Annotated in this window: 24 protein-coding genes and 2 tRNA genes; 14 read left to right on the forward strand and 12 right to left on the reverse strand. The window is 68.7% G+C overall.

What is annotated here, in order from left to right; all coding sequences use genetic code 11:
- The 6 genes from ABFG95_RS20555 to ABFG95_RS20580 all read right to left on the reverse strand — a co-directional run bounded on the left by ABFG95_RS20555 (position 1) and on the right by ABFG95_RS20580 (position 7,175).
- Positions 1-615, reverse strand: coding sequence for a PIN domain-containing protein (locus tag ABFG95_RS20555; protein ID WP_348994874.1), 615 nt, complete (start codon positions 613-615; stop codon positions 1-3).
- A gap of 77 nt (positions 616-692) precedes the next feature.
- On the reverse strand, positions 693-1,646 hold the full coding sequence (locus ABFG95_RS20560) for an alpha/beta hydrolase-fold protein (RefSeq protein WP_348994875.1): 954 nt from the start codon (positions 1,644-1,646) through the stop codon (positions 693-695).
- 7 nt (positions 1,647-1,653) lie between these two features.
- Positions 1,654-4,110: a TonB-dependent siderophore receptor gene (locus ABFG95_RS20565; RefSeq protein WP_348994876.1), complete on the reverse strand. Its 2,457-nt coding sequence runs from the start codon at positions 4,108-4,110 to the stop codon at positions 1,654-1,656.
- 98 nt (positions 4,111-4,208) lie between these two features.
- On the reverse strand, positions 4,209-5,141 hold the full coding sequence (locus ABFG95_RS20570; protein ID WP_336730383.1) for a DUF4880 domain-containing protein: 933 nt from the start codon (positions 5,139-5,141) through the stop codon (positions 4,209-4,211).
- The gene (locus tag ABFG95_RS20575) at positions 5,134-5,655 is read right to left on the reverse strand and encodes a sigma-70 family RNA polymerase sigma factor (protein ID WP_336730385.1); all 522 of its coding nucleotides are present in this window, start codon (positions 5,653-5,655) and stop codon (positions 5,134-5,136) included. The genes ABFG95_RS20570 and ABFG95_RS20575 overlap by 8 nt, the downstream gene beginning before the upstream one ends.
- Positions 5,656-6,251: 596 nt before the next feature.
- A complete protein-coding gene (locus ABFG95_RS20580; protein ID WP_336730388.1) occupies positions 6,252-7,175 on the reverse strand; it encodes a carbon-nitrogen hydrolase family protein in 924 nt (307 codons plus the stop codon).
- Positions 7,176-7,261: 86 nt separating this feature from the next.
- Between ABFG95_RS20580 and ABFG95_RS20585 the strand changes: the two genes are divergently transcribed.
- Positions 7,262-8,206: a LysR substrate-binding domain-containing protein gene (locus ABFG95_RS20585; RefSeq protein WP_059269457.1), complete on the forward strand. Its 945-nt coding sequence runs from the start codon at positions 7,262-7,264 to the stop codon at positions 8,204-8,206.
- Between the two features lie 70 nt (positions 8,207-8,276).
- Here the strand turns inward: ABFG95_RS20585 and ABFG95_RS20590 are convergent, their stop codons facing one another.
- Positions 8,277-9,812 (reverse strand): tetratricopeptide repeat protein, encoded by a 1,536-nt coding sequence (locus ABFG95_RS20590; RefSeq protein ID WP_348994877.1) that lies wholly within the window; start codon positions 9,810-9,812, stop codon positions 8,277-8,279.
- A gap of 27 nt (positions 9,813-9,839) precedes the next feature.
- Positions 9,840-10,709, reverse strand: coding sequence for an RDD family protein (locus ABFG95_RS20595; RefSeq protein ID WP_278990152.1), 870 nt, complete (start codon positions 10,707-10,709; stop codon positions 9,840-9,842).
- On the opposite strand from ABFG95_RS20595, the gene ABFG95_RS20600 reads away from it, so the two are divergent.
- From ABFG95_RS20600 to ABFG95_RS20625, 6 genes are all read left to right on the forward strand, one after another.
- Positions 10,708-10,851, forward strand: a complete 144-nt coding sequence (locus tag ABFG95_RS20600; protein ID WP_236747502.1) for a hypothetical protein — start codon at positions 10,708-10,710, stop codon at positions 10,849-10,851. The two genes, ABFG95_RS20595 and ABFG95_RS20600, sit on opposite strands and share 2 nt — an antisense overlap.
- A 195-nt stretch (positions 10,852-11,046) precedes the next feature.
- Positions 11,047-11,967 (forward strand): LysR family transcriptional regulator, encoded by a 921-nt coding sequence (locus ABFG95_RS20605; RefSeq protein WP_238908022.1) that lies wholly within the window; start codon positions 11,047-11,049, stop codon positions 11,965-11,967.
- 162 nt (positions 11,968-12,129) lie between these two features.
- Positions 12,130-13,353 (forward strand): CaiB/BaiF CoA-transferase family protein, encoded by a 1,224-nt coding sequence (locus ABFG95_RS20610; protein WP_348994878.1) that lies wholly within the window; start codon positions 12,130-12,132, stop codon positions 13,351-13,353.
- A gap of 73 nt (positions 13,354-13,426) precedes the next feature.
- The gene (locus ABFG95_RS20615; RefSeq protein WP_059269460.1) at positions 13,427-14,386 is read left to right on the forward strand and encodes a tripartite tricarboxylate transporter substrate binding protein; all 960 of its coding nucleotides are present in this window, start codon (positions 13,427-13,429) and stop codon (positions 14,384-14,386) included.
- Positions 14,387-14,415: 29 nt separating this feature from the next.
- Entirely contained in the window at positions 14,416-15,342 is a 927-nt protein-coding gene (locus tag ABFG95_RS20620) for a hydroxymethylglutaryl-CoA lyase (RefSeq protein WP_054417557.1), read from the forward strand.
- Between the two features lie 64 nt (positions 15,343-15,406).
- The gene (locus ABFG95_RS20625; protein ID WP_238908019.1) at positions 15,407-16,669 is read left to right on the forward strand and encodes a hypothetical protein; all 1,263 of its coding nucleotides are present in this window, start codon (positions 15,407-15,409) and stop codon (positions 16,667-16,669) included.
- 89 nt (positions 16,670-16,758) lie between these two features.
- On the opposite strand, the gene ABFG95_RS20630 is transcribed toward ABFG95_RS20625, so the two are convergent.
- Positions 16,759-16,846: transfer RNA gene (locus tag ABFG95_RS20630), tRNA-Ser, on the reverse strand.
- Positions 16,847-16,967: 121 nt separating this feature from the next.
- On the opposite strand from ABFG95_RS20630, the gene ABFG95_RS20635 reads away from it, so the two are divergent.
- From ABFG95_RS20635 to secG, 3 genes are all read left to right on the forward strand, one after another.
- A complete protein-coding gene (locus ABFG95_RS20635; RefSeq protein WP_348994879.1) occupies positions 16,968-17,945 on the forward strand; it encodes an NAD(P)H-quinone oxidoreductase in 978 nt (325 codons plus the stop codon).
- Between the two features lie 128 nt (positions 17,946-18,073).
- On the forward strand, positions 18,074-18,820 hold the full coding sequence (gene tpiA, locus ABFG95_RS20640) for a triose-phosphate isomerase (protein WP_026382285.1): 747 nt from the start codon (positions 18,074-18,076) through the stop codon (positions 18,818-18,820).
- A 21-nt stretch (positions 18,821-18,841) separates the two neighbouring features.
- On the forward strand, positions 18,842-19,333 hold the full coding sequence (secG, locus tag ABFG95_RS20645; RefSeq protein WP_059269463.1) for a preprotein translocase subunit SecG: 492 nt from the start codon (positions 18,842-18,844) through the stop codon (positions 19,331-19,333).
- Between the two features lie 89 nt (positions 19,334-19,422).
- On the opposite strand, the gene ABFG95_RS20650 is transcribed toward secG, so the two are convergent.
- Positions 19,423-19,602, reverse strand: a complete 180-nt coding sequence (locus ABFG95_RS20650; protein WP_348994880.1) for a hypothetical protein — start codon at positions 19,600-19,602, stop codon at positions 19,423-19,425.
- Between the two features lie 332 nt (positions 19,603-19,934).
- Between ABFG95_RS20650 and ABFG95_RS20655 the strand changes: the two genes are divergently transcribed.
- Positions 19,935-20,019: transfer RNA gene (locus ABFG95_RS20655), tRNA-Leu, on the forward strand.
- A gap of 289 nt (positions 20,020-20,308) precedes the next feature.
- A complete protein-coding gene (locus ABFG95_RS20660) occupies positions 20,309-22,417 on the forward strand; it encodes a PhoX family phosphatase (RefSeq protein ID WP_175144262.1) in 2,109 nt (702 codons plus the stop codon).
- Between the two features lie 147 nt (positions 22,418-22,564).
- Here ABFG95_RS20660 and ABFG95_RS20665 read toward each other — a convergent pair whose 3' ends face one another.
- A complete protein-coding gene (locus ABFG95_RS20665) occupies positions 22,565-22,870 on the reverse strand; it encodes a hypothetical protein (protein WP_049071902.1) in 306 nt (101 codons plus the stop codon).
- Between the two features lie 522 nt (positions 22,871-23,392).
- Here ABFG95_RS20665 and ABFG95_RS20670 point away from each other — a divergent pair.
- Both ABFG95_RS20670 and ABFG95_RS20675 read left to right on the forward strand, forming a co-directional pair.
- Positions 23,393-23,992, forward strand: a complete 600-nt coding sequence (locus tag ABFG95_RS20670) for a nitroreductase family protein (protein ID WP_336730403.1) — start codon at positions 23,393-23,395, stop codon at positions 23,990-23,992.
- A gap of 207 nt (positions 23,993-24,199) precedes the next feature.
- Positions 24,200-24,814 (forward strand): hypothetical protein, encoded by a 615-nt coding sequence (locus tag ABFG95_RS20675; RefSeq protein WP_054417559.1) that lies wholly within the window; start codon positions 24,200-24,202, stop codon positions 24,812-24,814.
- A gap of 14 nt (positions 24,815-24,828) precedes the next feature.
- Here ABFG95_RS20675 and ABFG95_RS20680 read toward each other — a convergent pair whose 3' ends face one another.
- A complete protein-coding gene (locus ABFG95_RS20680) occupies positions 24,829-25,761 on the reverse strand; it encodes a hypothetical protein (protein ID WP_278990169.1) in 933 nt (310 codons plus the stop codon).
- Positions 25,762-26,055: the final 294 nt, after the last annotated feature.

The following is a 26,055-nucleotide window of genomic DNA, read 5'->3' on the forward strand; positions in this document are numbered from 1 at the left end:
TCAGGCGCGGCCCAGTTCCGGGTCGCGTCCCACCTGGTTCTTCAGCCGGTACAGCCGCTCGCGATGCAAGGTCGCGGCCAGCGGTTCGGGCTCGCGCCCCAGCGCCACGTAGTCCGCCGGAATCTGCGCGATGGCCTCGCGCATGCGGTCGGCGCCGTCCTGCCACCATTGCGCCAGCATGCGGTCCGGGTTGTACACGTCCAGACCCTGCCGGCGCAGCTCCGAGCGATTGAAATCCTTCAGGTTCCAGGTCAGCACCTGCACCACGGGCGTTTGCGCCAGGCCGCAGCGGGCGCGGCGCGCCAGGCCGGCGGCGATGACGTGGAAGTCCTTGGGGTCGCTGTAACGCAGCGCGGCTTCGTAGACCTGGGTGTCGTGCTCGGCGGCCTGCGGAAAGCGGGCGTTCATCTCGGCCCAGAACTCGGCCATCACCTCGGGCGGGATGTCCCAGATGCGGCAGGCGTTGCGGCGCCATTCCTCGCCGATGCGTTCGGTCCAGACGGGCTGGAACACGCCGGCCTCGGCCAGGCGCAGCAGCAGGCGGCGCAGGATGCCGGACATGAGGACGCAGGCGTCCAGGACGATGAAGGGCGGGGGGGCGGTCGGAGTGGTCAAGGCTGGCAGTGTGTTCGCAGCGGCCGGGACGCGGCCGCGACCGTGCAGTGTAAGCGCATCCGCCGGAACTCCAGGCTTCACGGCTGCATCGCGACCTCCAGCGCGCGTTCCAGCGATGCCCGGATCATCTCGCCATGGCCGAACTGCGGGAAGGCTTCATAGCTGGCGTCGGCGCCCGCGAACCTCAGGCCCTGGGCCATTTCGCGCACGGCGGCGCGCGGATCCTCGCCCGCCGTGGGCATCGCACCGCCGGGCAGGGGACGGTTGGGATCGCGCGGCTTGGTGCCGACCAGGATGGCCACCCGCTTGCCAGCAGCCTTGCGGGCGTCAAACCGCCTCCATTCCCCGACCAACGCGCCGTCGTGCCACCAGGCCGAGGGGTCGCCGACGATGTAGCGGGCGAAGGCCTGCGGCTGCGTGAAGAGCACGTGCAGCGTGAAGAGCCCGCCGTACGAATGGCCCCACAGGTATTCGCGTTGCGGGTCGATGGCGGCGCGTTCGCGCACCAGCGGTTTCACTTTGGCGCGGATGAACTCCAGGAAAACGTCCGCGCCGCCGCCGACGCGGCCGCGCACCACGGGGTCGGGCACGGGTTTGCCATTCACGAATACCGGCGGCGTGTAGTCATAGGCCCGCGACACGACGTCGTTGCGGGTATCGACGTCGTAGCCCAGCGCCACCAGCACTGGCGTGCGGCCCCGTCCCAGCGTGTCCAGGTCGGCTGGTGTCAGCGTGGCCAGGGCGGCGTTGCCGTCCAGCATGTAGAGCACCGGGCTGCCCCCGCTGTCGGGCGCCTTTCTGGGGATGGCGATCTGGATGCGGTAGTGGCGCTTGCCGTCGTCCGAATCCAGATTGTGCGTTTCGTACCGGTACACCGCCGAGGGATGGTCGGCCACGGTTTCTCCCAGCAACTGCATGCCGGGGCGCGGCGGGGCGTCGGGCGCCGCCGCGGGCGCTTGCGCTTGCGCCGCCGTGGCCAGGATGCACGCCAGCACGGCGGCGGAAATCGGACGCGGGATCTTGGTTTTCATGGAAGGCCTACCAGGTGTAGTTCAGGTTCGCCGAGATATTGCGCCGCGCACCGTAGTAGCAACTGGCGCTGCCCGAGCAGCTTGCCAGATATTCCTTGTCGGTCAGGTTGCTGGCGTTGAGGGAGAATTTCAGGCCCTTCAGGCTGGGAGAGCGCGCGCCCAGATCGTAGCGGATGGCGGCGTCGATCAGATTCACCGAGGGGCTGCGGTACGCGTTGGCGGTGTCGCCGTAGCTGCTGCCGATATGGCGCAGGCCCGCGCCCAGGCTCAGGCCCGGGGCGATCTCCTGGGGCAGGCGATAGTCCGCCCACAGGTTGTAGCTGTGGCGCGGCACGCGCGGCAGTTCGTTGCCCTGCTCCGTGCCATTGCTCTTGGTGACTTCGCTGCGCATCAGCGTCGCCGAGGCGACGATCGTGATGTGGTCGGTCAGCGCGAAGTTTCCTTCCAGCTCCAGGCCGCGGACGCGGCCTTCGCCGGTCTGGACCTGGCACTGGCTGCCGTTGCACAAATGTGTGGGGTCCGGGTCTGGCGTGGTGATGTTCTGCTGCTTGATCTCATACGCGGAGAACGTGATCATGCTGCGCGAGCCCGGCGGCTGGTACTTGATGCCGATCTCGGCCTGTTTGCCTTCGGTGGGTTTGAAGGGCCGATCCTCGTAGCCGACCCCGTTTACCGGTTCGAACGAGGTGGCATAGCTGGCGTAGGGCGCCAGGCCGTTATCGAACAGGTAGACCGCGCCGGCGCGCCATGTGGTGGCTTCGTCTTCGTAATGCGTCTTGGCGCCGGTGGCGCGCACCAGCGAGTTGTCCCGCGACCAGTCGTGGCGCACGCCCAGCGTGGCGGCCCACTGGCCCCAGCGGATCTGGTCCTGCGCGTAGATGCCGGTCTGCTCGCTGTCGCTGCGCCGGGTGGGCGTCATGGCGCCCATGACGACGGGGCTGCCGTAGACCGGGTCGAAGACGTCGAGCGATGAAGCCTTGCCTGACGCCTGCGCCACGCGGATGGTCTGGGTGCGATAGTCCAGGCCCGTGAGCAGGGTGTGTTCGGTGCGGCCCAGGCCGAAATCGAATTGGGCGTTATTGTCGACCGTGAAGCCTTCAGAGCGAATCCGGTTGCTGGACGCCGTGCGCTGCAGCGTGCGGCCGTCGGCCTGCAGGTCGCCCTGGCGCGAGACGCCTGCGTTGTCGGTATCGACTCGCATGTAGCGAAGTTTCTGGCCAAGCTTCACCTGGTCGGTCAGGGCATGGCTGAATTCATAGCCGATCGCGTATTGGGTGCGATCGTAGCGGTTGAAGCCGGGTTCGCCCAGGAAGCGGCCAGAGCCGAAGCGGCCATGGTCCGTCGCATAATAGGTGCCATGGGAAGGCAGGAACTGGTAGGTGCTGCCGCCGCGGTCCTGCTGATAGTTGGCCAGCAGGGTCACCGAGGTGCGGGCTGACGGCCGCCAAGTCAGGCTGGGTGCCAGCATCACGCGGTTCAGCTTGACGTAGTCGACCTGGGTGTCGGAGTGGTAGGCGGTGCCCACCACGCGGTACAGCCATTCGCCGGATTCGTCCATCGGCCCGCTGACGTCGGCGTTCAGGCGCGCCAGACCGTAGTTGTCGGTGCCGGCCCCGATCTCGCCGCGCGCGTAATCGGTGGGCCGCTTGCTCACCGCGTTGACGAGCCCCCCGGGCGCGATCTGGCCGTACAGCACCGACGAGGGGCCGCGCAGTATTTCGACCCGCTCCAGGCCGAAGCCGTCGAACTGGGTGGCCGAGGCGGTGGCGCCGCTGCTGCTGCCCGGCGGACGCAGGCCGTCCAGGTAGAGGTTGTTGGCGAAGCTGCCCGTGCGGAAGCCGCGCACGGAAATCTCGTCGACGCGGCTGTCCACGCCATACGAGCCGACCGACACGCCGGCGCTGTAGCGCAGGGCTTCGGCAGTGTTCTTCGCTCCTATCATGTCCATCAGTTCGCGGTTGACCACGGACACGGATTGCGCGGTCTCGATGAGTGGCGTGCCGGTCTTGGTGCCCACACTGCTGTCGAGCGCCAGCGGGCCGATGTCGCCCATGCCCTGGCCGGTCACCGTCACGCTGGGCAGCAGGGCCGGGCCTGCGCCCACGGGTTCGGGCGCGCGTTCGATGCGGTATCCCTCGCCATTGGCGTTGGGCACCGCGCGCAGATCGCTGCCTCGCAGCAACTGCCGCAGCGCGTCCGTCACCGATCCCTGCAGGTGCATGGCAGGCGCCTGTTTGCCTGCCGTGAGCGGCGGGGCGCTGATGATGGTGGTGCGAGCGGCTTGGCCCAGCCGCAGGAGCGCGTCCTGCAAGGAAGATGCCGGCAGCGTGATATCCACGGCGGCGTTTTCCGCTGCCCGCGCGGGCGCCGTCGCGGCGAGCGCGACGGCGCACAGAAGCAGGCAGAGCGTGGCTGGCTTGAAGCGGCGGATTCGGCCGCCCTCGGGAGGGAATCGTTGGGACATCGGTATGGGTTCTTCGGTTGGGACCCGCGCAGCGGGTTTCAACTTGTCCTAACGAGCGGGTGCCGGGAATCTGCCGAAAACTTACATTTTGTTTCTCATCATGCCGGTTCCACGCGAACCCAGTAGCGCGTGCGGTATCGCACCCGCAGGCCCAGCGTGATGGCCAGCGCCTGCAGGACCTGGTCCGTGTCCTTGAGGCGAAAACTGCCGTTCACGCGCAGGGCGGCCACGCGCTCGTCGCACTGGATCAGGCCCGGCCGATAGCGCGCCAGTTCTTCGGCAAACGCCTCCAGCGGCATATCCTCAGCGATCAACATGCCGTGCACCCAGGCGAACTCGCGCCCGGCCCAGCCTGTTTCGTGCTCGATGCGGTGCGCCGAGAAGCGGCGCACGTCGCCAGCGCGCAGGGTCAGGCCGAGATCGCCTCGGGTGGTGAGAACGGCCTGCCCCGCATCGAGCGCCACGCGGGTCAATGGGCCTTGCGTGCGCACCACCAGGTGAGCGCGCGCCGGCACGATACAGCCGCCGCGCGTCAGCACGCGCAGCGCCGAGTCCGCGGCGCGGGTGTCCAGCATGATCTCGCCGTCGTGCAGTTCGATGTCCAGGCGGCCTCCGTCCTGCCTCAGGTCCAGCGCAGTACCGGTATTCATCATCAGCGTCACCGCGTCGTTCAGCGTCAGGCTGCGCTGTTCGCCGGTGGCGCTGCGGTAGGCCGCGAGCCAGCCCGCCTCCCGGGCCTGGCGATAGAGCAGCGGGCCGCCCACTGCAATGCCCGCGCCGGCCGCCAGCAACTTGAGCGTGCGCCGGCGCGTGTGGCGAAAGTCGATGGCCCCGAGCGCGGCGGCAGCGGCATCGCCGCTTGCGGGCACGGCATCCTGCAATAGTTCGAAGCGCCGCCAGACCTTGGCGTGCGCGGGCGAAGCTTCGTACCAGCGCTGCCAGGCCTGACGCGTGGCGGCGCTGCCGTCCTGTTCCAGGCGCACCAGCCAGCCCGCGGCCTGCGCGACTACGTCGGATGGGCGTTTAGACATCGAGCGCGTGATAAAGGCGTTGCCAACCCTGGACCATGTCTTTCTGCACCATGTTGACCGTGATTTGCAGGCGGTCCGCGATCGCTTCGTAGGGCAGGCCCTGGAGGCGCGCCAGCAGGAACACCTCGCGCATGCGCCACGGCATGCGGTCCAGCGCCGCGCACACGGCCAGCAGTTGCTGCGACACCTGGGCCAGCATTTCGGGCGACGGCGAGAGTGGCTCGGGCTGTTGCGCCAACGCGGCCAGGTAAGCGGCCTCCAGCTCATGGCGCCGGTGGCGGTCGATCAGCAGGCGGCGGGCGATGGCGGCCAGATAGCCGCGGTTCCAGCCGCGTGGTTCCAGGTAGGTCTGGCGCAGCAGGCGTTCGAAGGTGTCCTGCACCAGATCCCAGGCGTCGGCCGGGTGTCCGCCCGTCTGGCGCCGCATGAAGGCGAACAGCCAAGCGTGGTGCTCGCGGTACATCGACGCGACCACGTTGCGGTCGACCGCCTCGGGAGTTGAAGGCGCTTCCACGTTGAAGAAAAATATATGAGAATAAGAATCAGACGCAATTCTAGCTGTTGCCAGCGTGCCTGGGAAGCAGGCACGGGCCGGACGTTCGCTGGGATGATGAGTGCGGTGGCGGCAAAGGGCGCGCAAGCGCTGGCCGGTGGTGGCTCAGGGGTGGTGCCCGAGACCGGAATCGAACCGGTACGGCCTCGCGGCCGAGGGATTTTCGTACCACTTCGGCTTTCGCCGCCGGCGCGCGGAGCGCCGTTCGTGGTCTGGAGCACGCCTTCACCATAGCCTTGCGGCCTTAGGTGCCCGCCGTCTGCTCTCTACACCTTCCCGGTTCTTTCGAACCGGGCTTGGCTCGGCGTTGGCTCGGAACAAGTCCAGGGCATTCGCCGAGTTTGACGGGCTACACCTCTGGAGTTTCCTCCGGAGGGCTCAAATGGATTCAAGTCCCTTGTGTCTACCAATTTCACCACTCGGGCATTGGGGTTCCGACAGGAAACCGCAATGGGATACCTGGGTGTGCGGCGCGAGCGCGCAGCGGTATCCGGCGGGCGTGACTATACCACTCGCGGGCGGGCGGCCCGTCATGCAAGGCCGCCCCTGTGGAAAACTCAGCCGATGAAGCGCACCGTCTGGCGGGCGCGTTCGTCCACCTCCAGGGTGAAAACGTCGGGCCGAGCATAGTGGCCGACCACGTCGAAGTCATAGCGCGCGCGCACCAGTTCGTCGATATCGACCGTTGCCGTCAGCAGGCCGGTCTGGCCGTGCAGCGGGCCTGCCAGGACGTCGCCCAGCGGTCCGACGATGAGCGAGCCGCCGTTGATGAGCGGGCGCTGCGGATCCCAGCCGGGCACGTCCAGGCCCAGCTCGGCGGGCGAGGGTTGCACCTGGCAGGCGCTGATGACGAAGCAGCGGCCCTCGTGGGCGATGTGGCGCATCGAGCATTGCCAGATGTCGCGTTCGTCGACGGTGGGCGCGCACCAGATCTGTACGCCCTTGGCGTACATGGCGGTGCGCAGCAGCGGCATGTGGTTTTCCCAGCAGATGGCGCCGCCGACGCGGCCCGCGGCCGTCTCCAGCACGGGCAGGGTCGAGCCGTCGCCCTGGCCCCAGATCAGCCGTTCGGTGCCGGTGGGCATCAGTTTGCGGTGCTTGGCGGCCAGGCCGGTGGCCGGATCGAAGTACAGCGCGGTGCAGTACAGCGTGCTGCCGGCGCGTTCGATCACGCCGATCACCAGGCTGGCCCCGGTGCGTTGCGACAGCGCGGCCAGCGCGTCGGTCTCGGGGCCGGGTACATCGATGGCGTTCTGGTAGTAGCGGGCGTAGGCGTCGCGCCCTTCGGGCAGGCGGTAGCCCAGGCGGGTGCCGAAGATCTCGCCCTTGGGGTAGCCGCCCAGCAGGGCTTCGGGCATGACTACCAGCGCGGCGCCAGAGGCGCTGATCCCGGCCTCGAAGGCCAGGATCCGTTCCAGGGTGGCGTCCTTGCCTTCGGGCGAGGCGCCGATCTGCAGCGCGGCGACGGTGGTGGCGGTCATGGGGGTTCCTTTTTCACAGGGGAGTCGATGCGTCCTAGTGTCGGGGGCGGCCTAAAATCAATCAATCCTGCCTGGCGATAAATGATATGAACCAGATCGATATCGAGTCGACCGACCTGAACCTGCTCAAGGTGTTCGAGGCGATCTACGACGAGGGCGGCGCGGGCCGCGCCGCGCTGCGCCTGGGCGTGACCCAGTCGGCGGTCAGCGCGGCGCTGGCGCGGCTGCGCGTGCTCTATGCCGACCCGCTGTTCGTGCGCACCGGGCGTGGCCTGTCGCCCAGCCTGCGGGCGCGCGAGCTGCGGCCGATCATTGGCGAGGCGCTGGACAAGTGCCGGCAGAGCCTGTCGCTGGCCCGGCCGGGCGCTGCGGGGTTCGGCGGCCGCTCGGTCACGCTGGGCCTGTCCGACGATTTCGAGATCGCGCTGGGACGCGAGGCGATCGCGGCGCTGGCCGGGGCGGCGCCGGGACTGAGATTGATCTTCCGCCAGACCCACAGCCGCGTGGCCGCCGACATGCTGATGGCGCGCGAGGTCGACCTGGTGATCGCATCCGGCGGCCTGACCGCGCCGGCGTTGCAGCGCGTCACCGTGGGACAGGGGGGCTATGCCTGCCTGGTGGATCCGGCCAGCCTGGCGCCGGGCCAGGATGCGTTGTCGGTGGAGGATTTCACCCGGCGTCCGCACGTGCTGGTGTCGTCGGGCGGCTTCATCGGCGTGGTCGATGAAGTGCTGCATGGCCTGGGCCTGAGCCGCCGGGTGCTGGCGTCCACCACGCATTTCTCGGCGTTGGCGTTCCTGTTGCGCGGCGGTGATGCGCTGGCCACCTTGCCGGCGCATGCGGCGCGCGGGCTGGCGGCGGTCGCCGGACTGCGGCGGCTGCCGTGCCCGATTGCCATGCCGGACTACGCCATCGAAATGGGCTGGCGCGCCGATGCGCTGCGCGACGAGGCGGTGGCGGTGGCGCGCCGCTGCCTGTTGGGCTTGCTGCAGGGCTACGGTTGGGTGACCGCGCCGGCGCTGCCCGAGTGATCGCCGGCATCGTCCCGGCCAAGCCATTGCGGCCGTCGACTCATCCGGCGCGGCACGCCATCCTCGATGTCTACTTGCGGCCGAACAATCGCCCCAGCAGGCCGCGCGGCGCGTTGGCCTGCCGTTCCGCCGCGAGGGCTCTTTCCAATGACAGCGCCTGGTATTGCGGCTTGCCGTTCTGCTGGTAGGCCGCGGCGGCCTGGCGGAATGCCGAAGCGGATTCCGCATGGCGTGCCATGGCGCCGTAGATCTCGCCGCGCGAGAACAGGGTCCAGCTGCGGAACTCCGGGTCCATCGCGATCAGGCGGTCACAGGCCGCCAGGGCTTCGTCGTGGCGGCCCGCGGCGATCAGCGCGTTGACGGCGTCGGCCTGCAGCCTGCTGTCGTCGGGCCAGCGTTGCAGCGCGCGTTCGGCATCGGCCACCGCCTCCGGGCCACGGCCCAGGTGGGTCAAGGCGTCGATGCGCACGCGGCGCCATTTGAGCCAATCGGGGTCCAGCGCGATCGCCACTTCGGACAGGGGCAGGGCTTCGTCGTAGCGTTCCAGGCGGGCGAGCATGTCGGCGGCGTTGCCGGGCAGGAAATCGTCGTCCGGCGCCAGTTCGTAGCCGCGCAGGTAGTACGCCAGGGCCTGCTCCCACTCGCCCTGGTCGCGTTGCGCGTTGCCGGCCACGAACAGCAATTGGGTATCGTCGCTGGTCAGCGGATCGAGCTCGCGCAGGGCTTCTTGCGCCAGCTCGGGGTGGCCGCTGCGCACATACTCGCGGGCCTGCTCCTTGCGGCCTTCCCAGCCGTTGTCCGACAGGGCGTCCAGCTTTTGCCACAGGGGAGCGGCCTCGCTGGCCCGGCCCAGGCGGTGCAGCGAGCGGGCCTTGCCCTCCAGCGGCCAGTCCCAGTCGGGCTCGCGGCGCAGCAGGCTGGTCCATTCTTCCACCGCGTCGGCATCGCGGCCCAGCGCCTGCAGGCATGAGGCCCGGTTGTGCTGGATGGCGTTTTCCTCGCCCAGGATCGCCCGCGCCCGGTCGAACAGGGCGATGGCCCGGTGCAGGTCGCCCAGGCGGCGATAGGTGTTGCCGGCGTCGTACATGAAGCGGCCGTTGTCCGGGGCGAGCGCGATCGCGCGTTCGAAGTAGGGCACGGCTTCTTTGTGGCGCCCGGCATTGGCCAGGTTGGACGCGATGTAGCAATGCGGCGCGCCGGCCTGCGGGCGCCGCTGGATCGCGCGGGTCCAGCAGTCGATGGCATCCTGCAGGCGGCCGTCGTTGATCAACAGGTAGGCTTCGGCCAGCAGCAGCCCGAAATGTCCGGAAGTACGCTGGCAGGCGTCGCGCAGCAGGCGCCAGGCCGCTTGCGGGTTGCCCTCGTCATAGCGCGCGGTGACCTGCACGGCGATGGCGTCCGGGCAGTGGGGATCGAGCGTCAGCGCCCGCGCCAGATCGGCGTCGCGCGCGGCCGCGGCGCCGCGCCTGGCATGGCAGCGGGCGCGCGATGCCCACATCTCGGCGGCGTTGGGCTGCTCGCGCAGCCCTTGGTCGCACAGCGCGAGCATGCGCGTCGTGTCGCCGGCGTCTTCGGCGCGCTGGATGGATTCGATCAGATTGGACATGCGGATTCCTTGGGCGGCAAGCTGGCATCAGGGGGCGGCGGCGCCGGCGGCGTGGCGGCAGCCGTAATGGCGGTCGCTCACGGCGATGTCGTCGCTGCCGCATTGCCAGCGGCGGATGCCGCCGCCTTTGCGTTCGGCGCGCAGCTCGGGCAGGTAGACCAGGTGCTTGCCCGCCAGGGGCGAGGCGTCATTGGCATCGGCGGGGCCGGCAATGGTGAAGCGCAGCACGCCATTGGCCGGGTTCAGCTCCAGGTTGGAAAAGCCGCTGGAGGCCAGCGATTCGCGCGTCACGCCCAGGTCCTGCAAGGTCGCGGCGAACTTGCCGGTGCCGCGGTAGTGGTTTTCCGCCAGCATCCGGACCGGCTGCGATACCCGATCCAGGTGCCGCACGTCGGCCACCACGGGGTTGTCGGCATCGCGCGGACCGAGCGTCAGCGCGGCCAGCACGAAACCGGCCAGCACCAGCACTACCGCGCCCGCGGCGAACAGCAGGAACTTGCCGGCGCCGGTGATCGAGCGCGTCTGGCTCACGGCCGCCAGGATCGCGCGCGGATCGGCCCGGCTCGAAACGACGTAAGTGCCCGCGGCCCAGTTGTGCATGGCGCGTTCGCCGAACATGGCCTGCTGGATATGGTGGAACACGCCGGGCAGGGCCAGGTTCAGGGGGAACTTCATCAGATGCCGCCACAGGGACCGCAACAGGCCGGGGCTCTGCCCGTCGCGCTTGACCACGCGCTGCTTGAACAACAGCTTGCCGGGCGAGCCGGCGCCCCACGCGTCCATCAAGGCGGGCAGCAGCAGGCCCAGCAGACCGGCCGCCAGGGTGAGCGCCTGGGGGCAGGGCTGTTCCAGCAAGGCCTGGTAGCTCAGGGACGTGGCCCAGGAGAAGGCGAACATGGCCGCGATCATGGCGGCTGCGTCGGCCCCGCTCGCCGCCAGCCGCGACCAGATGCCGGGGATCACGGGCACGTTGGCGTGCGCCGCGCGCGGGGCCGCTGGCGCGGGCAAGGGCGCGTGGCAGCTGAAGCACTGGGTATGAGAGGCCGGATTCTGCCAATTGCACTGGGGGCACTGCATGATGCGCGTCTTATTCTGGTTGCCGTTCAAACGGAGAGCGTCCTGCGTCGCGCGGGTGGCCGCGCGATGGCCAGGCGCAGTGTATCGGACCCGTGTCGGTCTTGCTGGGGAAAACCCCGATCCCTGCCGCCCCGCGCAACGCGGGACACTTGCCGCCATGAAGCGTCCGTTGCCCGCCGCGTCCCATTCGCGCGATATCGATCCGGTTTCCCTGCGCCTGTTCCTGGCGGCGCTGGAAGAAGGCAGCCTGGCGCGCGCCGCGGCGCGCGAGAACATCGTGCCCTCGGCGGTCAGCAAGCGCATGATCGAGATGGAAGAGGTCCTGGGCGTGCCGCTGCTGGCGCGCGACGTCAAGGGCGTGCAGGCCACGCCCGCCGGCCAGGCGCTGGCCGAGCATGCGCGGCGGGTATTGCAGCAGATGGAGCGCATGCACCGCGAGATGGCGGCCTTTGCCACCGGGGTGCGGGGGCGCATCCGGCTGGCGGCCAGCGTGGCGGCGCTGTCGGGTGACCTGCCGGCGCAGATCCAGTCGTTTCGCCGCGCCTACCCACAGATCGAGATCGCGCTGGAGGAAAGCACCACGCAGCAGGTCTTCCAGGAGGTGCTGCAGGGCCGCGCCGATGTGGCCGTGGGCTCGGACTTCGGCCACGATGGCCTGCAGGTGTTTCCTTGCGGCTATTGCGAACTGGCGGCGGTGGTGCCGGGACAGCACCTGCTGGCCGACAGCGAGATCCTGGACTATGCGCAGTTGCTGCCCTATGAGCAGATCGAGCTGAACCGCGATAACGGCATCAGCGCGGTGTTCGAGCAGGCGGCGCGCGAGGCCGGCGTGACGCGCCGCATCAGCGCTCGTGTCAGTTCGCACGAGACCATCTGCAATCTGGTGGCGCGCGGCATGGGCGTGGCGGTGGTGCCCATGTATCTGAAGCCGCGCCACGCCAGCCCGGATATCCGCTTCATCGCCCTGTCCGGGCCCTGGGCGGGCACGCCATTGTGCATCGCGGTGCGCGAACTGGACGCGCTGCCACCCGCCGCGCGCGCCCTGTTGGCGCACCTGGGCGCGGCGCCGTGGCCCTAGCCTCGCGTTCCTAGGGCTAACCCGGACGTTCCGAAACGAGAATGCCCCGGTGCTGAAAGAGCGCTTTTCCCGCGCCGCCGCGCCCGCGATGATGGCTGCGTACCGCTCGGGCCCCTGGCGCCCGGGCCTTCGATCCACGGCGCAGGCCAGAGGAAAATGTCGATGACCGCAGCACCGGCTTCCCCCTTCATGAACCAGGACGAGCTGCCCTTGCGCGGCATCAAGGTGCTGGAACTGTCCCACATGATCATGGGACCGGCCGCCGGCCTGGCGCTGGCCGACCTGGGCGCCGAGGTGATCAAGCTGGAGCCGATCGACGGCGACCGCACCCGTCGCCTGAAGGGGTCGGGCAGCGGCTACTTTCCCGTTTTCAACCGCAACAAGCAGAGCCTGTCGATCGACCTGAAATCGGCCGAGGGCCAGGCGCTGGCGCGGCAGCTGGCCTTGCAGGCCGACATGGTGGTCGAGAATTTCCGCGACGGCGGCCTGGCGCAGTACGGGCTGGACTACGCCTCGTTGTCGGCCGAGAACCCGCGGCTGATCTATGTGTCGCTCAAGGGCTTCCTGTCCGGCCCCTACAAGCACCGCACCGCGCTGGATGAGGTGGTGCAGATGATGGGCGGACTGGCCTACATCAATGGCGGCGCGGATACGCCGCAGCGCGTGGCGGCGTCGGTCAATGACATCCTGGGCGGCACCTTCGGCGTGGTGGGCGCGCTGGCCGCGCTGCACGATCGGCATGTCACCGGGCGCGGCCGCCATGTGCGCTCGGGCCTGTTCGAGAACAACCTGCTGCTGGTGGCACAGTTCATCGCGCAGTACCAATTGACCGGGACCGCGCCCAAACCCTTCGGCGCGGAGCGCAAGCCGCCCTGGGGCGTGTACGACGTGTTCGAGACCGCCGATGGGCGGGTGTTCGTGGCCGTGGTGGGCGATGCCCAATGGCGAAATTTCGCGCAGAAATTCCTGCCGCCGGAATGGGCCGCCGATCCGCGCCTGGCCACCGCCGTGGACCGCGAGGCGGCGCGTTCCTGGCTGGTGCCGGGCGTGGGCGCGATCCTCAAGACATGGAAGACCGACGAATTGTGCGCGGCGCTGGAGGCCGCCAATCTGTCGTACGGGCCGATCCGCCAGCCGCACGACCTGCTGCACGACGAGCACCTGAATGTCGGCGGCGCGCTGCTGGCCACGGCCCTGCCGGACGGCGGCGAAATCGCCGCGGCGGCGCTGCCGATCGAATTCGATGGCCTGAAGGCCGGCAAGCGCTTCGATCCGCCGGCCCAGGGGCGCGATACCAAAGCCATCCTGCGGGGCCTGGGGCTGGATGCCGCGCGCATCGAGGCCCTGCGCGCCGCGGGCGTGGTGCATTGCGAGGACAAGGCATGAACCGGCCGTAGAGCCGGTCCCCGTCGAGGCGGCGCCAGACCGCCAAGACATACACCAAAGAGGAGACTTTCCGATGATCCGCAGACTCTTGGCGGTGGCCGCGATGGCCGTCGCATGCGTGGCGCACGCGCAGGACTATCCCAGCAAGCCCATCCGCATCATCATCCCGTCCACGCCGGGCGGCGGCACCGATTACATCGGGCGCCTGATGGGCAACAAGCTGCACGAACTGAACGGCTGGTCGGTGGTGCCCGAGAACAAGCCGGGCGCGGGTACGGCGCTGGGACTGGCCGAGGCGGCGCGCGCGCCGGCGCAGGGCTATGACCTGGTGATCGGGCAGTCTGACAACGTCACGCTGATTCCGTTGTTGATGAAGGTGGCCTACGATCCGGTCAAGGATCTGGTGCCGGTGGCGCTGGTGGCCACCACGCCGATGGTGCTGCTGGTGTCCGACAGCTCGCCGTACAAGACCCTGCCGGAAGTGATCGAGGCCGCGCGCAAGGCGCCCAACACGCTGTCCTACGGCACCTCGGGCACGGGCGGCGGCGTGCATATCGCCATGGAAATGCTGCAGCACGAGGCCGGCTTCAAGATGCAGCACGTGCCGTACAAGGGCTCGGCGCCGGCGCTGGCCGACCTGATGGGCGGGCACCTGCAGTTCGCCGGCTCGTCGATCTCGTCGGCGGCCTCGTTGATCAAGGCGGGCAAGGTGCGCGCGCTGGCGGTGACTTCGCCCAAGCGCAATCCCGCGCTGCCCGACGTGCCGACCGTGGCCGAGCTGGGCTACAAAGATTTCAGCGTGGTGACCTATTACGGCGTGCTGGCGCCGGCCAAGACGCCGGCCGCGGTGGTGGCGCGCCTGAATGCCGATTTCAACAAGCTGCTGGCGCGCCCGGATGTGCGCGATGCGCTGGCCGCGCAGGGGCTGGAGGCCGATCCGGTGTCGTCGGAGCAGTTCGCCGCGCTGATCCGCTCGGACATCGGCAAGGCGCGCCAGACCATCGCCACCGCGGGCATCGTGGTGCAGCAATAGCGGGCGGCGCATTCGACCAGGAAAACGACATGGACCAGGCAGTGAGATTGTGCGAGGTGGGCCCGCGCGACGGGTTGCAGATGGCGCGCGGCATGATGGCCGCCGCCGACAAGCTGCGCTGGATACGGCAGCTGGCGGCCGCGGGCCTGCGCGAGATCGAGGTGGGCAGTTTCGTGTCGCCGCGCCTGGTGCCGCAGATGGCCGATACGGCGCGGGTGCTGCCGCAGGCTTTGGGCATCGATGGCCTGACCGTGTGCGCGCTGGCCTGCAACCTGAAGGGCGCCATCGCGGCGTATGAGGCGGGCGCGCACGTGGTCGCGATTCCCGTTTCGGTCAGCGACACGCACAGTCATGCCAATGTCGGCAAGGGCACGGACGCGCAGGTCGAGGCCGTGGCCGCGATTGCCGACTGGCTGCGGGCGCAGGCGCGGCCGGTGCGGCTGGACGTGGCGGTGGCCACGGCCTTCGGCTGCTCGATGGAAGGGGCGGTGCCGGTGCGCCGCGTGGCGCAGGTGGCCGCGGCGGTGATGCGCGCCGGCGCCGACGAGATCGCGCTGGCCGACACCGTTGGCTATGCCCATCCGGCGGGCGTGCGCGAGGCCGTGCGCGCCGCCCAGGATGCCGTCGGCGCGCGGCTGGTGAAGCTGCACCTGCACGACACCATGGGGCTGGGCCTGGCCAATGCGCTGGCCGGCCTGGATGAAGGCATCCGCGCGTTCGACGCCTGCCTGGGCGGGCTGGGCGGTTGCCCGTTCGCGCCGGGGGCGTCGGGCAATATCGTCACCGAGGATCTGGTGTTCATGCTGGAAAGCATGGGCTACCGCACTGGCGTCGACCTGCCGAGGCTGCTGGCCGCGCGCGCCCTGCTGGCGGCGTCGTTGCCGCAGGAGACTTTGCGCAGCGGCGTGGCGGCGGCGGGCATTCCCAAGACCTACGCCGCGTCCCCGGCCGCCTGAGCCACGGCCCGCGCCGGCGGTATTATGTGCCGTCCCCGTTCTGGCGGCTGGCCGCCGCGCGCCCATGGCTCTCGCTTCCACTGCGCTTCTCGATCGTCTGCTTGCCGATGGCGTCATCCGCCGGGATCATTACGAGGCCGCGCGCCAGCGGCTGGGCGATGCCACTGTGCAATCCTGGGCCTCGCTGGGCGAGGCGCTGTTCTGGCTGGTGGATGAGGGCATTGTGTCCGACGCGGATCTCGGGGCCATCGGCGAGCTGTCGGTGACCGAGGGCGCCTTTGCCGGCAATGCCACGCGCCGCCAGGCGCTGGCCGAGATGGATGCGCTGATGCAGCGCAAACTTGAAGAATACGAACGGCAGATCCGGCAGGCGACCCTGAAGGCGGCCTTTCCCGGCCCACGTTGGGCCTGGCGCGGCGGCGCTCTCATCGCGGTGGCGGCCGTTGCATGGTACCTGTTCGCGCCGGCCTCGCCGCCGCGGTGCGATGACGCCGACGTGCAGAAGACGCTGCGCGCCAGCCTGTTCACTTCGCGCATCCAGCAGATGTCCCGCAATCCGCTGGCCGGCGGCGCCACGCCCGCCGATCTGTACCTGGCGACGTTTTCGGATGTGCAGGAGGTCGGTTATCTCAAGCCGGAGCGCTCGCGCGGATGCATCGCCACGCTCAAGGCCGGCGAGGCCAGCTCCGTCCTGGCCTACACCATCGGCCCGAACGACAAGGGCGAGATGATGATCGCCGGCGCGGATCCGCGCGTGGTCCGGGCCCGTTACGGCCAGCTCGGTGCCGATGGCAAGCCGCGCGCCGTCGGCCAGCCGGCGGGCGCGGCGCGACTGGCCGCCGCCTTCGAGCAGGGCGCGGCGGCTTTCGACGAGCTGACCCGGGGCGCGGCGCGCAAGGCCGCGTACGACCGGCAGCGCGAGCGCATGGGCCTGCCGCCGGAAACCGATACGCGCACCGTGCGCAATGTGCAGCCGCTGGGCGACTGCAAGGACCTTGGCGGCGGCCGGTGGTCATGCCGCCTGCAGGGCGAGTACCGCGACCGGCTGATGTCCGCCATCGGCCGCGCCGACTGGCAGGTGTTCGAAGGTGATTTCGAGTTCTTGCGGGAGGGCGACGCTTGGCGCGTGGGCGAACCCTTCACGCGCCAATACATGGATGCGGTCGTGCGCGGCCGGGTCGCCGAATTGAAAGGTGACGAGGCGGCCGCGCGGCTCGAGCAGATCCAGCGTCAGCGGTCGGATGCGGTGGCGCCATCGACGGACGCGGCGCCGGCCGCGGCAGGTGGCCGCGAGCATCGCGGTGATGGCGCCGTGATCAACCAATGACGCGGGTCCGGGCCCTGGGGCGTGGCGCGATTGAGGCCGCCGCCCGCCGATTGGGGGCCATGGCGCAAAAAAGGGGGCGGACGGATTCCTGGCGGAAGCGGTGAGATTCGAACTCACGAACGGTTGCCCGTTGCCGGTTTTCAAGACCGGTGCAATCGACCACTCTGCCACGCTTCCTGGTCCCGCACTGTACTGCGGAGGCGGCAATCCGGCCGCCAGGCAAACACTCTACCCGACGACAACGCGACTTGCCGTAAAGGGCGCAATAATAATCCATTTGCTGCGAAGGAGGCACGCGATGCACTGTGTAGAAATCTCCCGCCCCGGCGGCCCCGAGGTCCTGGTTCCCGCCGAACGCCCCACGCCCGAGGCCGGCAAGGGCGAAGTGCTGATCAAGGTCAGCGCCGCGGGCGTCAACCGTCCCGACGTGTTCCAGCGCAAGGGCAACTATGCGCCGCCCCCCGGGGCGTCCGACCTGCCGGGCCTGGAAGTGGCCGGCGAAATCGTCGGCGGCGACCTGGCCGGCAGCGGCCTGGCGCTGGGCGACAAGGTGTGCGCGCTGGTCGCGGGCGGCGGCTACGCCGAATACTGCGTCGCGCCGGCCGCCCAGTGCCTGCCGATTCCCAAGGGCCTGTCCGATATCGAAGCCGCCGGCCTGCCGGAAACCTACTTTACGGTCTGGAGCAACGTGTTCGACCGCGGCCGCCTGGCCGATGGCGAGATCCTGCTGGTGCACGGTGGCGCCAGCGGCATCGGCACCACGGCCATCCAGCTGGCCCGCGCCCTGGGCAACACGGTCTACGCCACCGTGGGCAGCGATGACCGCGCCCGCGCGGTCGAGGCCCTGGGCGCCGCGCGCGGCATCAATTACAAGACGCAGGACTTCGTCAAGGAAGTGAAGGACGCCACCGGCGGCCGCGGCGTCGACGTGATCCTGGACATGGTGGCCGGCGATTACATCGCCCGCGACATGCAGTGCCTGGCCGACGACGGCCGCATCGTCATCATCGCCCAGTTGGGCGGCGCGCAGGCCAATGTCGATACCAGCCAGGTCATGCGCCGCCGCCTGACCATCACCGGCTCCACCCTGCGGCCGCGCCCGGTGGCCTTCAAGGGCGCCATCGCCCAGGCGCTGCGCGAGCGCGCCTGGCCTCTGCTGGAGCAGGGCGCGATCAAGCCGATCGTGCACGCCACCTTCCCGCTGGCCCAGGCCGCCCAGGCCCACGCCATGATGGAAGGCGGCGAGAACATCGGCAAAATCATCCTGACCGTGTAAGAATCGCGCGGCGTTCGGCGCGGCGCCGCGCAACAGGATACAATCACGGGTTTCGCCTGGAATTATTTCCAGGCCAGCCCGTGGGCGGGTGCTTTTCCCCCGGGTTCACCCACTCTGACATTTGCGCCATGACTTCAGTCGAACACCGCGCCCGCCTCGTGCTGGGCAACTGGAAGATGCACGGCAACCTGGCCGAGAATGCCGCGTTGCTGACCGAACTGCGCGCCGCGGATGCCGCCAGCCATTGCGAAATCGGCGTCTGCGTTCCGTTTCCGTACCTGGCGCAGGCCGCCTCGGCCCTGACCGGCAGCGCCGTGTCGTGGGGCGCGCAGGACGTCAGCGCCCACGACAAGGGCGCCTACACGGGCGAAGTCGCCGGCGCCATGCTCAAGGAATTCGGCTGCCGTTATGCGCTGGCCGGCCACTCCGAGCGCCGCGTGCTGCACGGTGAAACCGACCAGATGGTCGCCGACAAGGCGCGTGCGGCCCTGGCCGCCGGCCTGACCCCGGTGGTGTGCGTGGGCGAGTCCCTGGCCGACCGCGAGGCCGGCAACACGCTGGCCGTGATCGAGCGCCAGCTCAAGCCGGTGCTGGCGCTGGGCGCCGAGGCCGTCTCGCGCATGGTGCTGGCCTACGAGCCCGTCTGGGCCATCGGCACCGGCCGCACCGCCAGCCCCGAGCAGGCGCAGGAAGTCCACGGCGCCATCCGCGCCGCCCTGGCCGCGCTGGGCGCGGCCCAGGTGCAGGTTTTGTACGGCGGCAGCGTCAAAGCTGCCAATGCCGCCAGTTTGTTCGCCATGACTGATATCGACGGAGCCCTGGTCGGCGGCGCGTCGCTCGTGGCCGAAGAATTTTTGCGAATCGCCGCCATCTAAGTTTCCGTTCCGGAGTCTGTAATGCCCTTGATGCTCAAACTTCTGCTGGCCGTCCAAGTGATCTCGGCGCTGGCTATCATCGTGCTGGTCCTGCTGCAGCAGGGCAAAGGCGCCGACATGGGGTCCGCGTTCGGCAGCGGCTCGTCGGGCAGCCTGTTCGGCGCCACCGGCGCGGCCAACTTCCTGTCGCGCGCCACCAAGTGGGCCGCGGTGGTCTTCTTTGCCTCCACGGCCGGCCTGGCCTATGTCAGCCACAAGGGCACCAGCGGCCCCGCCGTCGACTCCGGCGTGATGCAGAACTTCCCGGCCGACCGTTCCGTGCCGCAGGTGCCGGGCGCCGCGCCCGCCCCGCAGGGCGCCGGTGCGTCGTCGGTGCCGGGCGCCTCGTCAGTGCCGGGCGCGGCCTCGTCGGTGCCTGGCGCCGGTTCGGCCCCGGCTGCCAAGCCGGACGCCTCGGTGCCGTCGGCCCCGGCCGCTTCGGGCGACAAGCCGGCTGAAACGCCGGCCAAGTAAGCCTCGACAGCATGAGAAAGGCCGGCGGATCGCCGGCCTTTTTTCTTGGTGGCGCCGCAGCGGCGCCGGTTGGCGGGGCAAGGATGCGTTCAGGCGCCCGGCAGCATGTGGCGCGCCGACACCGCCATGATGCGTTCAGCGGATTCGCGCAGCTGGCGCGCTTCGCGGTAGGCCCGCAACGACAAAACGGCGTCGTAGCGGCGCGAACTGCGCGGGCCGGCGAGCAGCGTGGGGCGACGAGCCAGAATGGGGGAGATCAGACGTTGCATGGTGGAACCTTTCTACGGGCCTGAGGCCCTGTTGTGTATGGCTGGCATCGTAAGCCGGCCAGGCATGCGCGCCAACGAATTCCCTTTCATATGAATATCCGGAGGAAATTCCCCGGGAACAACCCCGGGTGTGCGCATGAGGATGCCAGTATTGCCGGGCGACATGACAGATTGATGCCAGCGGCCGTCGCGCTTGTAAGGGCTTGTTGCCCGAGCGGGAAGGGCGTGTCCGGCAGCGGCGGGGTGAGCGACGTGCCGGGACGAATTGACGCGAAGCGGCAATTGCGTGATAGAATGTTCGACTTTCCAGGAAAGCACTGCTTTTCTGAGAAGCCGACGTGGTGAAATTGGTAGACACGCTATCTTGAGGGGGTAGTGGCGAAAGCTGTGCGAGTTCGAGTCTCGCCGTCGGCACCAGGAATTCCTCGTGAAACGCCCGCTGAAACGCAAGTTCCAGCGGGCGTTTTGCATGGGCGCTCCATGCATGGCCCCGGTGTGGCCTGCCCCAACGTCGCTGGCGCATGGCGCTAGGCGCATGTCCGATCCTTGCGCGCGAGCCCGCCTTCTGCTTTACCCCTCCTGCTTTACCTTTCCTTCACCAACCTTTCATTTAGCTGTTATTCCCGCGTCATGTTGGGGAACGATCATGCCGCCAGGCTGGATCGCGGGTGAACCGGCCAGAACATCGAAAATGACAGGAAATCTGATGAGCGTTTCGGACCAGGACGACATCCCGTCCAACCCCTCCACGGCACCGCATTTCAATGAAGTGGTGCGACGCGCGGTGTCGCGTCGCGGTTTTCTCAAGGCTGGCCTGGGGGCTGGCGCCGTCGGCTTCATGGGCGCGGGCCTGACCGCCTGTGGCGGGGATGACAACGATGACGATTCCCCCGCCGGCGAAAATCCCGGCGCCACCAACCCCGGCGGCGAAACGCCCGCCAAGCCGGTGGAACTCAATTTCAAGGCCGTGCCCATCAGCACCGCCGACACCGTGGTGGTGCCCGAGGGCTACCAGTTCGCCGTGATCAGCCGCTGGGGCGATCCGCTGTTCGCCGGCGCGCCGGCCTTCAAGGCCGATGCCAGCAACGGCGGCGACGACCAGGCCCGCCAGCTGGGCTACAACCATGACGGCCTGCATTTCTTCCCGATCGACGGCACCGATAGCGTCAATGGCAGCAGCGTGGAAGGCCTGATGGTCACCAACCACGAATACACCACGCCCGAGTACTTCTATCCCGTCGGCGTGCAGCCCGGCAACGCGCAGTGGAACCTGGACTGGGTGCGCAAGTCGCAGCACGCGCACGGCGTGTCGGTGCGCCATCTGCGTCTGACCAATGGCAAGTGGGAAGCGGTGCTGGATTCGCCCTTCAACCGCAGCGTCAATGCCAACGTCGCCATGCAACTGGTGGGACCGGCCGCCGGCAACCGCCTGGTGCGCACCAACGCCGACCCGTCGGGCACGCGCTGCTTCGGCACCTTCGGCAATTGCGGCAACGGCTACACGCTGTGGAACACCTACCTGACGTGCGAAGAGAACTTCACCGACTACTTCGGCGTCGGCACGGCCGACCCGGCCACGGTGAACTATCCCGACGCCGAATACCAGGCGCACATGGAGCGCTACAAGGGCTCGGGCAAGACCTCCAGCAGCTCGTACCGCTGGGATCACTACGACAACCGCTTCAACTGGGCGATGGAGCCCAACGAATACAACCGTTGCGGCTGGGTGGTGGAGATCGATCCGTTCGATCCGAACTCCACGCCCAAGAAACTGACCGCGCTGGGCCGCTTCAAGCACGAGAACGCGGCGATGACGCTGGCCGATGACAAGCGCGTGGTGGTCTACATGGGCGACGACCAGGTCAGCGAGTACATCTACAAGTTCGTGTCCGACGGCAAGTACGACCCGGCCCGCCCGGCGCTGAACCGCCTGCTGCTGGACAAGGGCACGCTGTACGTCGCGCGCTTCCTGGACGGCGCCGCGCAGGGCGATGCCATGGGCGTGGGCGAGTGGATCCCGCTCAAGCTCGACACGCCGGCGCTGGCCGGCGGCACCCTGGGCGCGCTGTTCAACCAGGACATGGGCGAACTGCTGGTCAAGACCCGCCAGGCCGCCGATGCGGTGGGCGCGACGCCGATGGACCGGCCCGAGTGGATCACCACCCACCCGACCACCCGCGAAGCCTACGTCACGCTGACCAACAACAGCTCGCGCGGCAGCAGCAGCGCGCGCTATCCGGGCGGCCCCCAGCATCCGGGCGCCAACGATGCCAACCCCCGCACCGGCAACCAGTACGGCCAGATCGTGCGCTGGCGCGAGAAGAACGGCGACCCGGCGTCGCTGACGTTCGAGTGGGACATCTTCGTGCTGGCCGGCAACCCGACGCTGTATCCGCGCACCGACCTGCGCAGCGGCTCGGCCAACGTCACGGCGGACAACACCTTCAACAGCCCGGACGGCCTGGCTTTCGACAAGCGCGGCCTGCTGTGGATCGAGACGGACGGCAACTACTCCAACACCGGCGCCTACGCCGGCCAGGGTAACAACCAGATGCTGGTGGCCAATCCGGCCACCAAGGAAATCCGCCGCTTCATGACGGGTCCGATCGGTTGCGAAGTGACCGGCCTGACCTGGACGCCGGACCAGAAGTACCTGTTCATCAACATCCAGCACCCGGGCGAAGGTCCGAGCGTGACGGATGCGCAGAACAATCCGCTGATGGCATCCAAGTGGCCCGACGACGCCACCGCCACGCGGCCGCGCCCGGCCACGGTGGTGATCTGGAAGCAGGACGGCAGCGCCGTCGGCACCTGACGACGATGCGCCGTATGGCGGCGGGCCGCGTGCCCGCCATCGTCGTGGCGCAGGCGTGAATGGCCGGCACCTTGTGTGCCGGCTTCTTTTTTTTGGGGCGGCGGCGCGCTGCCGGGCGTGCGTGGGAAAAGCGCCGTCCGCCTGCCGTCAATGCAGGTTGTGGCCGAAGGCAATGGCCGCGGCCACGAAGGTCGCGGCGCCGATGCCGGCCAGCCAGTAGGCCCGCCGGGCCGCCATCGCCTCATTGCGGCCGAACGCCACCAGCAGTGCGATCAGCGACCAGATGCCGGTGAAGGCGAGCAGGGCGAGGGTGTAGACGAAACCGGACAGGTCGTAGCCCCCGCCGCCGATGGACGGATATTCCGGGCTGCGCGGCCAGAGCAGGGCCACGTGCGGCACGGTGACCAGCGCGAACACGGCCAGCCAGATCAGGAATCGGCGGTCTTTCAGCATGGGTGGGCTCCGGATGGGGGAAACCGTAGTCTGACACCATTTGCGCCGGATCCGGCGCCGCCGTCGGCGCGGCCGCGACTCACACGGCGGCCGGCGCTTCGCCCTGGTAGGCGTGGTGCAGCAGCGCAATGAAGTCTTCGGCCTTGGGCAAGACCACGTCCGCCACCCGACTGACGGCAATGCCGGGGGTCCAGGGCGTTCATCACCGGGGTGGGGAACGGGGCGGCGCGGGAAAGGCTGCGCTTGCGCGCACTATCCGGGATCGCGCGAGGTCCGGGAAACGAATGTTGCTTAAGGGATCTTCAAGCGGAACTTGACGATCAGCGTCGTGGCGCGGAGGCGCGGCGCCGACGTATCGCTGCACGGGGCCAGGCATTCGAGGTCATTGGCTACAAAACTGGAACAGTTTGTTCCGGGAAAAATCGCCGTTTTTGGCCCGGGGGCGGTGGTCGCCCGCGATGGCGGCCAGTAGAATTTGCTCACTCCCTACCCCTCTATCTACCAGTCGAAAGGCATATCCTCATGAGCAACGCATACCTCGACGCACTGAAGAAGCGCCGCACGCAGTATTCGCTGGGCCGCAACCTGTCCGCCTCGAAAGAGGAACTGGCGTCCCTGATCCAGGAAGCGATCAAGCACAGCCCCTCGTCGTTCAATTCGCAGAGCTCGCGCGCCGTGATCCTGTTCGGCGCCGAAAGCGACAAGCTGTGGAACCTGGCCACCGAGGAAGTGCGCAAGGTCGCTCCGGCCGAGAACTTCCCCCAGACCGAAGCCAAGCTCAAGAGCTTTGCCGCTGGCGTGGGCACCGTGCTGTTCTTCGAAGACCAGGACGTGGTGCGCAGCCTGCAAGAGAAATTCGCGCTGTACGCCGACAACTTCCCGGTGTGGTCGGAACAGGCGGGCGGCATGGCCCAGCTGTCGGTCTGGACCGCGCTGGCCAATGCCGGCGTGGGCGCCAGCCTGCAGCACTACAACCCGCTGATCGACGCCGCCGTGGCGCGTGAATGGAATGTGCCCGCCAGCTGGAAGCTGCGCGCGCAGATGCCGTTCGGCTCCAATGAAAACGGCTTTGGCGAAAAGGCCTTCATGGACGACGCCGAGCGCTTCCGCGTGTTCGGCTGATCCGGCGGGCGCCTAGCGCGCCCGGCTTCGGACCGCAAGACCCGCACATCCCGTTCACGGGGTCTGCGGGTTTTTTCATGCAATGCGCCCGTCCGGCATGGATCGGGAAAACCCGCGGGCCCTGCGGACACGCCAGCGGCCTGGGGCCTGTCGGGGCTGCGGACAGGCATAATCCGAGGTTTTGTCCGTATCCAGAAAGGCCCCGCCGTGACCGACGCCGTCCCCATCAGCCAAGCCGACTACGACCTGCCCCTAGAAACGCTGGAGGCCCATCTGCTGGCGCAGCGCCAGCGCGCCGCCGACGTGGTCAACGCGGCCACGCGCACCTGGACCTGGATCCGCCATGGGTCGTTCCTGGCGTCCATCGTCATCGTCGGCATCGAGAAGCTGACCACCGGCAAGGTGGGCGCCCATACCGCCGTGTTCGCCAGCGTGATGCTGTTGATGGCGCTGAGCTTCATCGCCGCCGCCAAGACGCGCCGCATCATCAAGGGCCTGGGCAACGGCCAGCCCACGCCCAAGTGGGTGCTCAAGCGCATGATCCGCAAGACCATCTTCAAGGGCGCCGCCAGCCTGAAGGGATCGGCGCGTTTTTATGCGGACCGCTTCGTGCTGGATCAGAATGGCAGCCATTTCGAGTCCGCCTACGAGAACGACAAGATCGAATTGATCGCGCTGACGCCGGATTATCTGCAGATCATTCCGGTGCAGCGCCAGGACGTGCCGGACGAGGTGTATTTCATACCGCTGGCGCAGGTCAGCCAGCCCGAGGAACTGCTGAAGTTCCTGGGCGGCAAGCCGAACTACGTGGATGCGGCCTGAGGGCCGGCGCGGGTCTACTCGTAGGCCCGCTTCTGCGTTGACCACTTGAAGGTGCGCTTCCACTTGCCGCCCTGCTGGCGCAACTGGATGTCGAAGTAGCCACCCGTCTTGCCCGGCAGCATCACCAGCGCGTTGCTGGCGTCGGATTCGTCGTGTTCGCGCGTGCCGTCCGGGTTCCAGTCGCCGGCGATGCTCTTGACGAACGACATGGGCTGGGCGAACACCACTTCCAGGGCCGCGCCCTCGATGCGGAACAGGTACAGCGCCTCGAAGTCGGCGCCGCCGCCGGCGTAGCCTTCGCTCCAGCCGGCGCGCAGGCCGAAGGCGGTGGCGTCGGGGGAGATGCGGTAGGGCGCCAGGTCGAAGCGCTTCCAGCTTTCGGGCGTGGACAGCATCGGCGCGCCGGCATCCTGCATCGCCAGGTCCATGGGCGGGTCGATGTCGGTGTCGCTCCAGTCGGTCGGCGCCGTCACCGGCGTCTCGGTGCGGGCCACCAGCCGGGGCGCCGCGCCGGGCGCCGATTCGAATACCCCGACCCACACTTCATTCTTGTCCTGGTCGCGCGACAGGTTGGCGCAATCGCCGCCGCCGAACTGCTTGAGCCGTTCCGCGCGTTCGGCGCTGGCCGCCAGGCACACCAGCGCGACATAGGATCCGGGGCGCTGCGGCCAGGCCTTGGCGCCGGCCACGAGCAGGCGCTTGGGATTCTGGCCAGGCGCCAGCTGCCGCAGCAGGAAAGCGTCGCTGAAGCCCGGCGGCAGTGGCGCGCCCAGGCCGTCGGGCCGGGGCGCGCCGCTCATCTGGCTGTCGTACATCTTGCGGGCGTCCTGCGTTTTGATGGCGCCGGGCACCTGGTCCAGGGATTGCACCCGGGTGTCGGCGCGCGCCATCGGGGCGTGCAGGGCAAGGGCCAGCGGGCAGAGCAGCAAAGCGGCGCGGATACGCATCGGCGTGGCCCGGCGGCGAGCCGGGCGGTAGTGGGGTTGCGCGATTATCGCTGAACGCCGCTGACACGCCGCCGTCGGCGTCAGTCTGTTTTCCAGCTCCCCCCTTCTTGAAGATCGCGCGGCCCTCGGCGCAGGCGAGGTAATCGACCAAGGCCTGCGCCCACGGGTTGGCAGGGGGGGCGTGGCGCGCGGGCGGCGCGGCTTCCTCCTGCTGTGAACGTGGGGGGGCGGCCGCGAATATTCCCTCGATTCGGTATAGTCCCTGCCCAATGGCGATGAACCGAGCAGAGAGCG

Source organism: Achromobacter sp. HNDS-1 (genome assembly GCF_040084795.1).
GTDB classification, from domain to species: Bacteria; Pseudomonadota; Gammaproteobacteria; order Burkholderiales; family Burkholderiaceae_B; genus Achromobacter; species Achromobacter ruhlandii.

Bases quoted from the DNA above. Each gene is read 5' to 3' on its own strand.
- ABFG95_RS20560 (WP_348994875.1), bottom strand. From the start codon at position 1,646: ATGAAAACCAAGATCCCGCGTCCGATTTCCGCCGCCGTGCTGGCGTGC.
- ABFG95_RS20565 (WP_348994876.1), bottom strand. From the start codon at position 4,110: ATGTCCCAACGATTCCCTCCCGAGGGCGGCCGAATCCGCCGCTTCAAG.
- ABFG95_RS20570 (WP_336730383.1), bottom strand. From the start codon at position 5,141: ATGTCTAAACGCCCATCCGACGTAGTCGCGCAGGCCGCGGGCTGGCTG.
- ABFG95_RS20580 (WP_336730388.1), bottom strand. From the start codon at position 7,175: ATGACCGCCACCACCGTCGCCGCGCTGCAGATCGGCGCCTCGCCCGAA.
- ABFG95_RS20585 (WP_059269457.1), top strand. From the start codon at position 7,262: ATGAACCAGATCGATATCGAGTCGACCGACCTGAACCTGCTCAAGGTG.
- ABFG95_RS20590 (WP_348994877.1), bottom strand. From the start codon at position 9,812: ATGTCCAATCTGATCGAATCCATCCAGCGCGCCGAAGACGCCGGCGAC.
- ABFG95_RS20600 (WP_236747502.1), top strand. From the start codon at position 10,708: ATGGCCGCGATCATGGCGGCTGCGTCGGCCCCGCTCGCCGCCAGCCGC.
- ABFG95_RS20595 (WP_278990152.1), bottom strand. From the start codon at position 10,709: ATGTTCGCCTTCTCCTGGGCCACGTCCCTGAGCTACCAGGCCTTGCTG.
- ABFG95_RS20605 (WP_238908022.1), top strand. From the start codon at position 11,047: ATGAAGCGTCCGTTGCCCGCCGCGTCCCATTCGCGCGATATCGATCCG.
- ABFG95_RS20610 (WP_348994878.1), top strand. From the start codon at position 12,130: ATGACCGCAGCACCGGCTTCCCCCTTCATGAACCAGGACGAGCTGCCC.
- ABFG95_RS20615 (WP_059269460.1), top strand. From the start codon at position 13,427: ATGATCCGCAGACTCTTGGCGGTGGCCGCGATGGCCGTCGCATGCGTG.
- ABFG95_RS20620 (WP_054417557.1), top strand. From the start codon at position 14,416: ATGGACCAGGCAGTGAGATTGTGCGAGGTGGGCCCGCGCGACGGGTTG.
- ABFG95_RS20625 (WP_238908019.1), top strand. From the start codon at position 15,407: ATGGCTCTCGCTTCCACTGCGCTTCTCGATCGTCTGCTTGCCGATGGC.
- ABFG95_RS20635 (WP_348994879.1), top strand. From the start codon at position 16,968: ATGCACTGTGTAGAAATCTCCCGCCCCGGCGGCCCCGAGGTCCTGGTT.
- tpiA (WP_026382285.1), top strand. From the start codon at position 18,074: ATGACTTCAGTCGAACACCGCGCCCGCCTCGTGCTGGGCAACTGGAAG.
- secG (WP_059269463.1), top strand. From the start codon at position 18,842: ATGCCCTTGATGCTCAAACTTCTGCTGGCCGTCCAAGTGATCTCGGCG.
- ABFG95_RS20650 (WP_348994880.1), bottom strand. From the start codon at position 19,602: ATGCAACGTCTGATCTCCCCCATTCTGGCTCGTCGCCCCACGCTGCTC.
- ABFG95_RS20660 (WP_175144262.1), top strand. From the start codon at position 20,309: ATGAGCGTTTCGGACCAGGACGACATCCCGTCCAACCCCTCCACGGCA.
- ABFG95_RS20665 (WP_049071902.1), bottom strand. From the start codon at position 22,870: ATGCTGAAAGACCGCCGATTCCTGATCTGGCTGGCCGTGTTCGCGCTG.
- ABFG95_RS20670 (WP_336730403.1), top strand. From the start codon at position 23,393: ATGAGCAACGCATACCTCGACGCACTGAAGAAGCGCCGCACGCAGTAT.
- ABFG95_RS20680 (WP_278990169.1), bottom strand. From the start codon at position 25,761: ATGCGTATCCGCGCCGCTTTGCTGCTCTGCCCGCTGGCCCTTGCCCTG.